Raw genomic sequence first — 13906 nt, 5'->3', positions numbered from 1 at the left:
CGGCGAAGGTTTCGCCAGCGAGGGGCCAGCCGAACCGCCACCGGGCAGGCTGCAGCGCAACCGGGGGAAGCTGCCGCAATAAATCCGGTTGTGTGGGGTTTTCCCTGCCATAACTTGTCGTCTTCCGCGGCCTGGCCGTGTGCCGTTACTTGAACTGCGGTCCTATTCCGCCTAAAACTTGCACCTGGAAATGCGCCGCCGGGCGGTTCCACCAAACGTCCTCCCTCCCCTCCTTTCCACCCCTTTGCTTACTCTGCGGGAATTGCCACATGGATATTGCTCTTGATGAAGGGCTGGTCAAAGGTGACAGCGTTGCCTCCTTGCTCGATTCGGCGCTGGACGCCGGGGGCGGTCTGCTCCGACTGACCCCGACTTGGGTCCCCCGGTCGTTCCTGCATCCGGGACGGCGTATCAAGTTGCATCCGGGCGACTACTACCGTTTTGGAGCGGACCGAGGCGGGATCGACGAGCGTTGGTTCGGCAGCACGACCGAAGCGGCCAACGAGGGACGCGTCTGGCACGAAGGCCTCAGCTTCTGCTTGTTCGAGGGCAAGAAGTTCCTCTTGAAGGACGCCGTCGAAGAAGCCGGTGAGCGGTTGATCGGCTCGGCCATCTTCAACAAGTACAACCGCTGGCCGGTGTATTCCAAGTTCTTCGATAACATGGGGCCGATCCCCCATCACATGCACCAGTCCTTCGAAGACGCGGAACTGGTCGGTCAAGAAGGCAAGCCGGAGAGCTACTACTTTCCGCCCCAGCTGAACAACGTCGACAACAACTTTGCGTACACGTTCATGGGACTGGAACCGGGAACGAGCAAAGAGGACGTGCGTCGTTGCCTGGAAAACTGGAACGCCGGCGATAACGGGATTCTGGATCTTTCGCGTGCCTATCGGCTCAAACGCGGGACCGGATGGTTGATCCCGCCGGGCGTCCTGCACGCTCCGGGCAGCCTCTGCACCTACGAACCGCAGTGGGGCAGCGACGTGTTCGGCATGTACCAGTCGATCGTCGAAGGCCGTTACGTGCCCTGGTCGCTGTTGGTCAAAGATATGCCCGAAGAGAAACACGACGACCTGGACTTCATCGTCGGCCAGCTGGACTGGGAGCGCAACGTCGACACGCACTTCAAACAGTCCAACTACCTCGAGCCGGTGCGGGACGACGCGGCCAGCGGCGACGATTATGAAGATCTCTGGATCGTGTACGGCACGGTCGACGGCAGTCAGCTGTTCAGCGCTAAAGAGTTGACGATCCAGCCGGGGGCCAGTTGCACGCTGAACGATCCCGGCGCCAGCAGCTGGATCACCGTGCAGGGCAAAGGTCGCATGGGATCGTTGGACCTGCAGACCCCCGCGATGATCCGCTTTGGCGAAAACACCGAAGACGAGGTATTCATCAGTCACGAAGCGGCGACCGCCGGCGTGAAAATCGTGAACACCGGCTCCGAGCCGTTGGTGGGTCTGCGATACTTCGGGCCCGAAGTCCACGGCAACAACATCCCCAAAGCCGGAAGTTAAGCGTCCCGCGAGGCCGCCTCTTCCTGCCGTGTGGTTGAGCCTGCCAGCGTTGCTTGCTCAGCCGCCGACTTTTTTTTCGCCGACCTTTTTTTCGCCGAGTAGTCATGAACAACTATCCCAAACTTCACAACGCAGCCTGGCCCGGCGTCGTCGGCAAGGGCGGCGAAGGCAACGACCCGGTCATCGATCTGGATACCATGCTGGACCTGACCGCAGCGGCCGAAGTCAATGGTCGCCGGTTCGATGGCGTGGACATCTTTTTGTCCGAGCCGCACATTTCGATCGACGCCACCGATCACGAACTGGAACAGGTTGCCGAGCGGATCAAGAGCCGCAACCTGGTCGTCGGCAGCGTCGTTGCCCCGGTTTGGGAACCGACCGGTGGCGGGCCGGCCATGGGATCGCCCGATGAGGTCAGCGCCTTTCTGACCCAGGTCCGCAAGGCTTGCCAGATCGGCCAGAAACTGCGGCAGTTGGGCGTGCGTCCCTACGGCGTCGTCCGGCTGGACAGCGCGTCGTCGGTCGAGCAGTGGGTCAAGGACCCCGACAACAACCAGTCGAAGATCGCCGACACGTTCAAAGCCGCCGCGGACATCGCCGAAGAGTACGACGAGCGTCTCGCCGCCGAAGGTGAGATCTGCTGGGGCGGAATGCACTCCTGGCGAAAGATGGTCGACCTGCTCGAGCGCGTCGGACACCCCGAACGCTTTGGTTTCCAGGCCGACATGGCGCACACGCTGTTGTACCTGATGGGTTACAACGCGCCCGAGGACGCTCTCTTGCCGCAGGATTTTGACTGGCAGGACACCGAGCGGAAGAACAAGGCGCTGAAAGAGCTGACCCATGCCCTGCGGCCCTGGACGATCGATTTCCACGTGGCTCAGAACGACGCCAGCGTGCACGGCACCGGCAGCCACGACAAGACCGGCCGCCACTGCTTGCCCGACGACCCGGGCGGCAAACTGGACATCGTCCACGACGCCGGTTACTGGTTGCGTGACGAGCACGGGGATGTGCTGAAAACGATCCAGCACATCTGCTGGGATGGATGCATGTTCCCCAACGACGTGATGATGAAACAGGACACCTGGAACAAGATCCTTTCGGCCATGTTGGACGTTCAAGCGGCCCATGGTTGGCAAGCCTGATCCCGCGTTCGACAGCCCCCCTACTCCCGCGAGGAAGACAACCAATGAAACCACTGAATATCGGCATGATCGGCTACGGGTTCATGGGCAAGGCCCACACCAACGCCTATTCCCAAGCCAACCACTTTTTCGATTGCCAGTACCAGCCGGTGCTGAAAGCCCTGTGCGCACGCAACAAGGACAAAGCCCAACAGTTTGCGGACACCTGGGGGTACGAGTCGATCGAGACGGATTGGCGCGAACTGCTCAAGCGTGACGATATCGATGCGGTCGATATCTGTGTGCCCAATAACCTGCACAAAGAGATCGCGATCGCCGCTGCCAAGGCTGGCAAGATGATCCTGTGCGAAAAACCGCTGGCCATGGACACCGCCGAAGGCGAGGAAATGTGCAAGGCGGTCGAAGACGCCGGCGTGGCCAACATGGTCTGGTACAACTACCGCCGCGTGCCCGCGGTGACGCTGGCCAAGAAGTTGATCGACGAAGGCCGCCTGGGCCAGATCTTCCATTACCGGGCGAACTTCTTGCAGGACTGGACGATCAACGCCGACGTGCCCCAGGGCGGCGCGGCCACCTGGCGTCTGGATGCCGAAGCGGCCGGCAGCGGCGTGACCGGCGACTTGCTGGCGCACTGCATCGATACCGCTCTGTGGCTCAATGGTGGCATCACCGACGTTTCGGCCGTGACCGAAACCTTCGTCAAAGAGCGGACGCATGCCGAGACCGGCGAAAAGCAACCGGTCAAGATCGACGACGCCTGCAGTTTCCTGTGTCACTTCGAAAACGGCTCGCTGGGGCTGTTCGAATCGACCCGCTACGCTCGCGGTCACAAGGCCCTGTACACGCTGGAAGTCAACGGCGAACACGCTTCGCTGCGTTGGGACCTGCACGACCTGCACCGCCTGGAGTACTTTGATCACGCCGACGACAGCGTGGTCCGCGGCTGGCGCAGCATCCACGTTTCTGACGGCGACCAGCCCTACATGGGCAACTGGTGGGTGCCGGGACTGCAGATCGGCTACGAGCACAGCTTCATCCACCAGGTGGCGGACTTTTTGAAGTCGCTGGAAGGCGGCGAGCCGGCGCGGCCGAATTTCCGGGACGCCCTGGAAACCCAGAAGGTTTGCGACGCCGTGTTGGCCAGTGCCGCGGAGCGTTCCTGGAAGAACGTATGAGAACGCTTGCGCTGAATCACGTGGCGCTGCACGTCGCCGATGTGCCGCGCAGCGAGGCGTTCTATCGCGATGTGTTGCAGTTGACCGCGATGCCGCGTCCGGACTTTGACTTTCCGGGCGCGTGGTTTCGGCTGGGCGTCGACCAGGAACTGCACCTGATCGGCGACCGCACGGCCGAAACCCAGTCCCATCCCCGGGGGACGCACTTCGCGCTCTGCGTCGACGATATGGACGCTTGGGAGGAGCATCTGGCGAAGCTGGAGGTGGAACGGATGCCGCGCAAGCGGCGTCCGGACGGCGCGGAGCAGATCTTCGTCGTCGATCCCGACGGGCACTGGGTCGAGCTGTGTTGTTTACCGGTCACGCAGTGAGCGGACGGCTTCGCGGGCGCGACGCAAAAACTCCACCTTGGGCTCGCCGGCTTCGAGAAAGATCGGCGGCCCGATCGTGATACAGCTCAGCAGCGGCACCGGCAGGACTTCGCCTCGCGGCAGGATACGGTTGACGTTGTCGATGCACACCGGCACCAGTTCCAGGTCCGGGCGTTTCTTGCCCAGGTAGTACAGCCCGCTCTTGAACTCGCCCATCTCCTCGCCGCTGGCCCGGCTGCCCTCGGGGAACACGATCAACGAGTACACGTCGCCCATCTGGCGAATCATCATGTCGACCGGGCTCTTGTGCACCTTGATCTCTTTGCGATCGATCAGCAGGGCATTGAAGGATTCGGCGATGTGCGGCCGCAAAAAACCCTTGGACCAGTAATCCTTGGCAGCGACCGGACGCGTCACCGCGCGCAGCGGTTTCGGCAGCGCACTCCACAGCACCACCGCGTCCAGGTGGCTGGTGTGGTTGGCGAAATAGATTCGCTGGCACGTATCCGGCTGGCAATCCACCCAGCGCACGGTACAGCCGCTGAACAACTTGGCCAGTAAAACGATCGCATGTCCGGTCAATTTCATGCGGGCATTCTACGAACCCACCGCCCCGTCTCCCAGACCACATCGCGGCGAGTGACGAGTGACGAGTTAAGGTCCTGCTCGTGCTCGTGCTCGATTTGAGATTTGCTGACTCCGGCGGAATCTATGTATGAGAAGAATCGCTTTCTCCCCTCTCCCCCGAAGCCTGGCGAGCCTAAGCGAGTCAGGCTTCGGGGGAGAGGGGTTGGGGGTGAGGGGGACCAGCAGAGCAGCACCACCTCCGACTTTCGCTGTGATGCGGGAATCGGAAAGGCGTACGCAAACAGTCATTCCGTTGCACCCGAGCCCCCTCACCCCCGACCCCTCTCCCACCACTGCTTCACTCGCTGACGCTCGCGGCGCAGCGGGGGAGAGGGGAGAAAACATTGGCTTGTACCGCTCTGAGCCATACATAGAATCCGTTAGAGTCAGGAGATTTGAGATTTGCTGACTCCGGCGGAATATATGGTTGGCGTGCGAAGCTCGGTCGCAGCAGCCACGCCCGGGGCTACCACAATCAATCGCTCCGCGATTCGAGGATGTTCGTTTCCGTACATAAGTTCCGCCGGAACCACCAACCCTACCGTCCTGGGTTTCTCGCCAATTTGCCTCGCACGGCGTCTTGACTCCGCCGTCCCAGGTTTTCGAGCACGCGTTGGTCGTACAGGTTTTCGACCAGCCGCTGGTAACCGTCGACCATGGCCTGCAACGAACCGCTCTGCAGAACGCGCTGGCGTCCGGCTGCGCCCAAGCGATGATTTAGATCGTCATCGTCCAGCAAACGACAAACTTTGTCGGCCGCCGCGGCGGCATCGCTGCGGGCCACCAGGTATCCGGTTTCGTCCTCGATGACCGACTCGCTGACCGAACCCACGTTTGTGCTGACGACCGGCACGTGGGCCGCGAGCGCTTCCAGAATCGAAACCGGACTGGCTTCGTTGTGCGAGCACAGCAGGAACACGTCCAGGGCGGCTACCAGTCGTGGTGTGTCGTGACGCGTGCCCAGCAGGTGTACGCGGTCGGCGATCCCGCGCTGTTTGCAGTACTGCGCGATGGTTTCCCGGCAGGGACCATCGCCGACGATCAGGAAGTGGGCATCGCCGTGTTTTCGCAGCACCGCCGCGGCGACGTCGACGAACATCTCGTGATTCTTTTCCGGTCGCAATGCCGCCACGATCCCCACCAGGGGCGTCTCGTCGTCCAGGCCCAGTTCTTCGCGAACTTTCAAACCCTCGCGCAGACCCTGGTCGGCCAGAGCGGGGCGGAATCGATCGGTATCCACGCCGTTGCGAATGACGTGAACGCGATCCTTCGGAAAGCCCAGGTGTTGCTGCATGAATTCGCCGTGCGAATCGGCTACGGCGATAAAGCCGTCGGTCAGGAACGTCAACATCCGGTTCAAACGTCCGACGCCATCGGGCCATCCGGTCGAATGCAGGGCGCTGATGATGACCGGCACGCCAGAGCCCCAAGCGGCCAAGCGGCCCCAGAACATTTTGTCGCCCGCACCCACGGTGATCACCGCATCGGCGCGACGTCGCCGCAACAGACGAGCCAAACGCCACAACACGGTCACGTCCCACTTGTTTCTCAGCAAGCCCGTGTGGACGCGCAGTCGGTCCTGGATTTGTTCGCCTAGGGGACCGGCTTGTTTCAAACAGATGACTTCGCCGATCGCCCGCTGGTTGTCCAAGCGGTCCAGCAGGTTCACCAGCAACGTCTCGGCACCCCCGACCGGCATGCTGGTGATGACGAACATGACGCGCAGCGGACCGCGGCGAGCTCGGGGTTGAGGCTTGCGAATCGAGCACAGACGGCGAAGCAAGGAGGTCATACGGCGTTGGTCACAGCGGTGGGGTGAGGTGCTTCGGATGCTTGGCCTTCTTCGGTTCCGTTGTCGCCGGCGGCGGCGGACGAACCGGCGACGGACGGTTCGATGCGCAGCTTTCGCGCGTCGAACTGCAACCAGTTCAGCAATCGGCTGAACTCCGGATCACCGTGGAAACGGCGGATGTGGAAGGCGTCGCGGCCGGGTAGGTTGTACGCGCCAAAGGCGCTGCAGAATCCGTCCATCCCGGCCTGCCGAACCGCATCGACCGCCTGAGCGGTGATCTGCGGCGGCATTCCAAAGGGGAAGGCAAAGTAGCGGATGCGGCGGCCGACGATGTCGGCCAGGGCGTCTGCGGCATCGATGATTTCATGTCGGAGGATGGCCGGATCGGTCACGCCGGCCAGGTCCAGATGGCTGCGCGTGTGCAATCCGATCTCGATTCCGCCAGCGGCCAATGCGCGGATCTCGTCCGGGGTGTGCGGGTCCAGCGGTTGACCGGCTTGGACGTCGTGCGGGAACGGACGACCCGACAAAAGACTGTCGACCGTGACAAAGTACGTGCAGGGGACCCCCAATCGCATCAGCAGCGGCAGCGCAAAGCGGCAGTTGTCGGCGTAGCCGTCGTCGAAGGTGATCGCCACGGCGGGCCGGCGGCTGTCAAGCTGGTTTACGCGACGTTGCAGTTCGCTCAGATCGATCATGTCGAAGTGCGAACGCATGTAGCGGACGTGGCGTTCAAACGGGGCACAGCCGATCGTCCAGTCGTTGGGATGGGTGTCGGCGACGCGGTGGTAGAACACACAGTGCAGCGGCGCGAGACCCTGAGCTCCGAGCCCTCGGAGCTGGTGGCGGCGCAGCGGCAGGGATGCCAAGCGGCGGGCGTTTAAGAGGGCGGAGCGAAGCGACATGAGGATTCCGGAGGGGCCGAACGCAAACGAGACACTTAATGCATAGGCTGCTTCTGAAGGGCGGCAACCAAGCCCCGTTCTTCGCAGCGCAAACCCGGCTCGAGGGCGGTGGGGTCGCAGCGAATGTGCCGGTTGTCGGCAGACGCCGGGTTCCCGGGGGCTCGCCGATCGATCGTTCGCTGTTTACGATGACCGGTTGCCAGTCTGTCCCGATTACCTGCCCGCCTTACGGAGTTTTTCGCATGTCGACGCGTCCCGCCAGCACTCCCCTGCCCGAGCCTTCGGTGGTGCCCTCACAAGGCTGGCACTGTTCGCATTACTGCTACCGCTTCGATCGGGCGCGACTGGCTCAGCTGACCGCAGCCCAATTGCAAGCCGGCCGCGAGGCGTTCGTTGCGGCCCTGGAAAACGACGGCGAGACACGCTGCGAGCGGTTGCAGGGGTACATCACCAGCGGTCACCGGGCGGACTGGATCCTGATGATGATGGATCCCGATCCGCTGAAGATCGACGCCATCCATCAACGCATCCTTTCAGGACCACTGGGCGCGGCCATCGAACCGACTTGGTCGTTCGTGTCGATGAGCGAGATCAGCGAGTATGTCCCCAGTGTCGAAGATTACCGCAAACGCTTGATCGCCGAGGGCGAAGCGGAAGGCACGCCGACGTTTGACGCCAAGATGAATGCGTACGAGCGGCGGTTGCCGATGATGAACCAACAGCGACTGTCGCCCGAGTTTCCGGACTGGCCGGCGGCGTGTTTCTATCCGATGAACAAGAGCCGCGACGTCGGCAGAAACTGGTTCACCGAACCGTTCTCGCGGCGCAACCAGTTGATGGCCGAACACGCCCGCAGCGGTATCGCTTTCGCCGGTCGGGTCAGCCAGTTGATTACGGTCGGCGTCGGCTTGGATGACTGGGAATGGATGGTCACGCTGTGGGGACGCAATCCGGAATACCTCCGCGAGATCGTCTACAAAATGCGCTTCGACCAGGCCAGCGCGGTGTATGCGGAGTTCGGTCCGTTCTACGTCGGATACCGCGCCGGCGCCGCGGAGATTCTCCAGCACTGCCGCATTTCGTAGCTAATGTCGCCAGACTTTGGAGAAACGAAATCCGAAATCCGCCGGCTCTCACGGATATTTATCCACGGGAACGAACGTTCCCAAGTCGCGGAGCGACGGCATGTGGTAGCCCCAGACGCGAGCCTGGGGAAATCGGAATGAATGCCAGCGAAAGCCCTGGAAGGGCGATAGGATCGTCCCCGTCCCGTCCAAGCTCTGGCGAGATCTGCTACCTCTGGCGAGTTCAGCTACCGAACCAGTAGGCACCGCCCCTAGCCCACGCGGGGCGCGGCTTCGTCCACCGACAACAGTTTGCGAATCGCGCCGCTCAGCATCGGATCAACCTGCGGGGCACAGTGAGCGACGCTGACCGCGTAACCGCCTTGCGGGTATGCTTCGGCGGTCGGAATGTACCAGGGACCGCCATCGGAATACGCCGCGCAGGCCACAAAACGATCCGGTGCCGCCTGCTGAGCTCGCAGCTGATACTCGACGAAACATTCCGAGGGTAGGTGCAACAGCGAGATGTCGTTGATGTGCATGCTGCTGAGTGCGATCGGCAACCTGGCGTTCATCCGGCGAATCCAGGCGACGGTGTACGAAGGCCGATTGCGGTTAACGACGCGTTGATCACGGTCGTGGATCTGCCGCAGCAGTGCCTCTGCATCGAACCGCGGATTGACCGGCGGCAGGATGTCGTGGGTGTCCCAGCGAAGCGACTCGATCGGCTGGCGTTCCAACGTTTCTTCCGAGGCCACGATGCCGGCCAGCATTCGTTCGGTCAGCACGGGACGCATCGCTTTGCTGCCGTCGTTGTACTTGCCGGCGCCGATGTTTCCGCCGCAGCCGTTGAAGTACAAATGCGTGCAGTCCGGCTCTTGACGCTGGCGCTCGCGACGGGCCAGACCACAGAAATCGGCGCTCACCCGCCCGTCGCCGTAATAGCTCATCGGGTGGCAGGCGTAATAATGACAGGCCGCCAGCTTTCGGTCCCCGTTATAGAACGCCACGGTTTTCAACATCGGATCGATCAAGCCTTCGGGCAGGGCGTGATGCTCGGGGTTCTTGGAACTGCTGCCGCGTTGGGATACCAGTTTGCCGTCGGGGCCGATGATCCGCCGATTGCTGGCCACTTTGTCGACTTTGGCTTCGCCATGGGCAACGTGGGTCACCGGAGTGGTTTGCTGGACGGCTTGACGGACCGCACCGCGAGCGGCATCCAAACAGCGCAGAAAGAAATCACGCTCGATGATATGCGGCAGGTCGCCCTGGGCCTCCACGATCTCTTCGGCATCCAGGCAAGCGAACGGAGCGTTGTGCTGGTGCACGCAGTGAACGGTTACGCGGTCGACCGTCGTGCCGGCCGCCTCGGCCAATGCCTGTCGCCAGCGAAGGTGAGCGGAATTGAGCAGCCCCGTCCAATCGACGACGCAGACCACGACGGGTTTTCCGGAACCGAGCAGCACATAGCCGATCGCTTCGAGCGGATCGTCGACCGCGGTCGCAGGAGTGATCCAGCCGCCGCACAGCGAGTGTCCCATCGGGGGCGTCACATCAAACCGAAACGTGCCCAGGTGAAGGTTGCCCGAAGACGGCTCCGCCAGCGCCGAGGACGGGCGGAGGCCGCCGGCGATCGTCGCGGCCGTGGCGGTGGAAGCAGCAAGGAACTGACGGCGATCGAGCTGCAGAGCTTTGGCAGGGTTCATGGCGGGAATCGGGGAGAGAGAGGGTGGTGGGAAACGCATCTATATTAACCGATTCCGCGCTTCGTAGCTGAAGTCGCCAGACTTTGGAACGCTGGAGTCCAGGCTTCCGCCGCCCGGTGCGCAGCGACAAATCGCCTAAAGGCTAGACTCCAGCGCCCGTAGCTGAAGTCGTCAGACTTTGGAGAAACGAAATCCGATATCCGCCGGCGCTCACGGATATTTATGCGCGGGAACGCACGTTCCCGAGTCGCGGAGCGACGGCATGTGGTAGCCCCAGGCGCGAGCCTGGGGAAATCGGAATCCATGCAAGCGAAAGCCCTGGAAGGGCGATAGGAAGGCCCCCGTCCCATCGAAACTCTGGCGAGTCCAGCTACGGTTCCATCCAGCCGAATTAATTTCTGGAACCCGGTGTCACGGTCAAGGTCATTTCCTTGTCGTCGCGGACGATGACGACTTTAACCGGTTCCCCGATCTTCAGGGCTTCGATCGCGTAGGTGTAGTCGTAGATGTCTTCGATCTTGCGGCCGGCCAGTTCGATGATCCGGTCACCGGCTCGCAAGCCCGCTTGTTCGGCTGGTCCGCGGCGGGACACACCCGACAGGACTTGACCCTTGACGTCGCCGGACGCGTAATCGGGGATCGTCCCCAAAAACGCCGTCAGACGCACGCGCGGCGCATCCTCGGCGGCTTCGCCCTCGGCCAATTCGAACACCGGTGCCGCTTCGGCGGTCAGCAGACCACGAGAGATCAAGGCGGTCAGATGCGCAACCTTGGCCGCACCTTCATAGTTCAGTTTTTCGGCCGTGTCGCGGGGCGTGTGATAGTCCTCGTGAGCGCCGGTAAAGAACGCCAGCACGGGCACACCGCGGGAGACAAACGAGGCGGCGTCGGTGGGCAGCCGGGTGCTGGTTTTATCCAGTTCCAGCTTCAAACCGACCGGAACGTTGCGGCGCTGAACCTCGCCGGCCCACTGGGGCGAAGAGCCGATGCCCTGCACCACCAGCTTCTCGCGCAGCCGTCCCACCATGTCCAGGTTCAGGTAAGCCGCCACGGTCGGCGCGAGCGACTCGGGCGCCGACGGCGCGCCGTGATGCGAGGGCGCTGGCGTCGCGGTCCCGGCGTCCCCGTCTTGCGCGGCAGGCTTGTGCTTTGCAGAGCCGGGCGGGGTTGGTTGCCCAGCGGCTGCCGCGTGCGGGTGCACCGCGTCCCGAGCACCGGCTGGTGAAACCATGGCGGCATGCGGGAACAACTGGGAAAAATCTTCGACGAAGGCCTGCGAACCGAACAACCCCAGTTCCTCGCCGGACCATCCGGCGACGACCAGATCACGGCGCGGTTTCAGCCGTCCACTGCGAACCTCTGCGGCCAGGTTCTGAGCGATTTCCAACATCGCCGCAACGCCACTGGCATTGTCGTCGGCCCCGTAATGGATCTGACCCTGCTCGTCTTCACTGGCCAGCGAATTGCTGCCGGCGCCGCGACCCAGGTGATCGATATGGGCGCCGACGATAACCATTTCTTCGGTGGGCTGGTCGGCGGCGGGCAACCGTCCCAGCACGTTGCGGCCGGTGCCGCGTTTGCGCAGGATGTCAATCGTCGCCGAGACCTTGAGCGGCGGTTGGTCTGGGGCGGCCGGCGTGAGCGGAAAACCCATCTGCATCTCGCCGGAGTCGAGCGATTTCTGCAGCTGGCCCAGGTCCTTGCCGGCGGCCTCGAACCATTTCCGAGCCACCGCATCGGTCACGCTGAGGACCGCGATGCTGATACTGCCGGCCGACGCGTTGCGATCGAACCGCAACAATTGATTGCGCACCTTGCTGGTCGGCCCGGTGACGAAAATTAATCCGCGGGCGCCCAGATCACGAGCGACCTGGGCCTTGCGGCGGGGATCGCTGTAGCGGGCCATCTGTTGGCGACGTTCGGGCGTGATGTCCTGCGGCAAATCCCGCAGCACGACCACCCACTTGCCGGCGACGTCCAGATGGACATAGCTGTCGTATTGTTCGTACTGGTCCGAAGCCGGGACCTGCATGCCGTAGCCGGCGAAGACCAGTTCGGCCGGGTCAAAGTCTCCGGTTCCCGAAAACGCCAACGGCCGCCACTGTTGATCCTGCTCGTGAACCGTCGTGCCGGTCGCAAAGTGATTGTTGTCGGTCCGTTCGGACCCGGCGGGAAACTCAAACGTCTGATACCACGAACCATTTTCGCCAGCGGGTTCGAATCCCAGGCTCTCCAGGTAGGCTGCAACGTACGCGGTCGCCCGCCGTTCGCCTTCGGTACCCGTCAATCGCCCGGCCAGCTCGGGGCGCGTCAAGTAATCGACGTGTCGTCCGATATCGGCAGGCGTAAAACCGGCGCTGGTGGCTTGGGCGGACGCCAGGGCGGCGCTGCGGTCCGGCGAATCCAAGCCCAGTAGTTCTCGGGCGGCGGCATCGTTCCAATCCGCCAGAAAGATCTGCGAGCGGCCGCTGTCGGTACGCGTCGACGTCCAGGACAATTGTTTTCCGTCGGGCAGGAAGACCGGCAGCAAATCGGCTCCCTCGGTTTCCGTCACCCGGACCGGTTTGCCTTGGCCGTCGGCGCGAACCAGATACAGTTCGAAGTTTCCGAAGCCGTGAAGATTGGTCGTAAAGACCAGGTAATCACCCGAGGGGTGATAGAACGGCGCCCAGCTCATCGCGTCCAACCGGGTCAGCCGCTGTTGGTCACTGCCGTCGATCCGCATCGTGTAGATTTCGGCCGTGGCGCCGTCTTCGGAAAACCGTCGCCAACAAATCCGCTGGCCATCGGGCGAGAAGAACGGGCCGCCGTCGTAACCGAGGGAGTCGGTCAACCGCTGCACGTTCGAACCATCGGCGTCCATGATGTAAATCTCCATCATCGACGCGGGATCGTGTTCAAACAGAGCCGCTTCACGCTGGGTCAACTCACGCTCGTACGCCTGGCGGTTGGACGCGAAGGCGATCTTCGTTCCGTCCGGGCTGTACGAGCCTTCCGCGTCGTAGCCGCGCTCGTGGGTCAAGCGTGTCAGACGGCCATCATCGAGGTCCTTGGCATACAGTTCGTATTCCGGATCGTAGCTCCACGAATACCGCGGTTCGTTGCCGGACTGTCGCAGTTCCAACCGCTGCTTTTGTTTCGCTTCCGCCTGCGGATCTTCGTGCGTGCTGGCGAACAGCACGCGCCCATCGACCGGATGCAGCCAGGCACACGTGGTCCGTCCCGTCCCGGGAGAGACGCGGGTGATGTCGGCGGTGGCCATGTCCATCAAGTAGATCTGATAGAACGGATTGCCCGGCTGCCGTTCGCTTTGGAACACCATCTGCGAGGCGTCGGGATTGAAATACCCTTCCCCCGAGCGTCGGCCCTCGAAGGTCAATTGGCGCGTGTTCTCGAGCAACAGCGTTTCACGATCTTTGCTCGGCGGAGTCGATTCCTCGTCGCCATGCGCCGCTGCGGCTGGCGTGGTGGGGGCAGCGGGTTGCTGGGCCAATGCAGAGCACACTGCCGACGCGGCAAAACCCAGCGAAGCGAGGACCAGCGGCAGGCGAAACAACAGGGTACGTAGCAAAACCATTGCGAATATCAGGCCTGTGGA

General features: G+C 62.6%; 10 protein-coding genes. 5 read left to right on the top strand and 5 right to left on the bottom strand.

What is annotated here, in order from left to right:
- Positions 1–269: 269 nt before the first annotated feature.
- From GE027_RS06320 to GE027_RS06305, 4 genes are all read left to right on the top strand, one after another.
- The gene (locus GE027_RS06320) at positions 270–1520 is read left to right on the top strand and encodes a hypothetical protein (protein ID WP_153556337.1); all 1251 of its coding nucleotides are present in this window, start codon (positions 270–272) and stop codon (positions 1518–1520) included.
- 104 nt (positions 1521–1624) lie between these two features.
- The gene (locus GE027_RS06315) at positions 1625–2668 is read left to right on the top strand and encodes a sugar phosphate isomerase/epimerase family protein (protein WP_153556336.1); all 1044 of its coding nucleotides are present in this window, start codon (positions 1625–1627) and stop codon (positions 2666–2668) included.
- 44 nt (positions 2669–2712) lie between these two features.
- Complete coding sequence (locus GE027_RS06310; protein ID WP_153556335.1) at positions 2713–3843, top strand: Gfo/Idh/MocA family protein; 1131 nt, start codon at positions 2713–2715, stop codon at positions 3841–3843.
- Positions 3840–4214, top strand: a complete 375-nt coding sequence (locus tag GE027_RS06305) for a VOC family protein (RefSeq protein WP_153556334.1) — start codon at positions 3840–3842, stop codon at positions 4212–4214. The genes GE027_RS06310 and GE027_RS06305 overlap by 4 nt, the downstream gene beginning before the upstream one ends.
- Here GE027_RS06305 and GE027_RS06300 read toward each other — a convergent pair.
- The 3 genes from GE027_RS06300 to GE027_RS06290 all read right to left on the bottom strand — a co-directional run bounded on the left by GE027_RS06300 (position 4197) and on the right by GE027_RS06290 (position 7538).
- Positions 4197–4802 (bottom strand): lysophospholipid acyltransferase family protein, encoded by a 606-nt coding sequence (locus tag GE027_RS06300; protein ID WP_153556333.1) that lies wholly within the window; start codon positions 4800–4802, stop codon positions 4197–4199. The two genes, GE027_RS06305 and GE027_RS06300, sit on opposite strands and share 18 nt — an antisense overlap.
- Positions 4803–5379: 577 nt before the next feature.
- On the bottom strand, positions 5380–6633 hold the full coding sequence (locus GE027_RS06295; protein ID WP_237607332.1) for a glycosyltransferase: 1254 nt from the start codon (positions 6631–6633) through the stop codon (positions 5380–5382).
- Positions 6630–7538 (bottom strand): polysaccharide deacetylase family protein, encoded by a 909-nt coding sequence (locus GE027_RS06290; protein ID WP_153556332.1) that lies wholly within the window; start codon positions 7536–7538, stop codon positions 6630–6632. Before GE027_RS06290 ends, GE027_RS06295 begins: the two co-directional genes overlap by 4 nt.
- A 242-nt stretch (positions 7539–7780) precedes the next feature.
- Between GE027_RS06290 and hemQ the strand changes: the two genes are divergently transcribed.
- Positions 7781–8623, top strand: a complete 843-nt coding sequence (gene hemQ / locus GE027_RS06285) for a hydrogen peroxide-dependent heme synthase (protein ID WP_202617339.1) — start codon at positions 7781–7783, stop codon at positions 8621–8623.
- 251 nt (positions 8624–8874) lie between these two features.
- Here the strand turns inward: hemQ and GE027_RS06280 are convergent, their stop codons facing one another.
- The gene (locus tag GE027_RS06280; RefSeq protein WP_162006598.1) at positions 8875–10308 is read right to left on the bottom strand and encodes a twin-arginine translocation signal domain-containing protein; all 1434 of its coding nucleotides are present in this window, start codon (positions 10306–10308) and stop codon (positions 8875–8877) included.
- A gap of 391 nt (positions 10309–10699) precedes the next feature.
- Positions 10700–13885, bottom strand: coding sequence for a M20/M25/M40 family metallo-hydrolase (locus GE027_RS06275; RefSeq protein WP_153556330.1), 3186 nt, complete (start codon positions 13883–13885; stop codon positions 10700–10702).
- Positions 13886–13906 lie beyond the last annotated feature (21 nt).

Source organism: Roseimaritima sediminicola (assembly GCF_009618275.1).
GTDB lineage: Bacteria > Planctomycetota > Planctomycetia > Pirellulales > Pirellulaceae > Roseimaritima > Roseimaritima sediminicola.
This window is presented reverse-complemented; position numbering and strand designations above follow the sequence as displayed.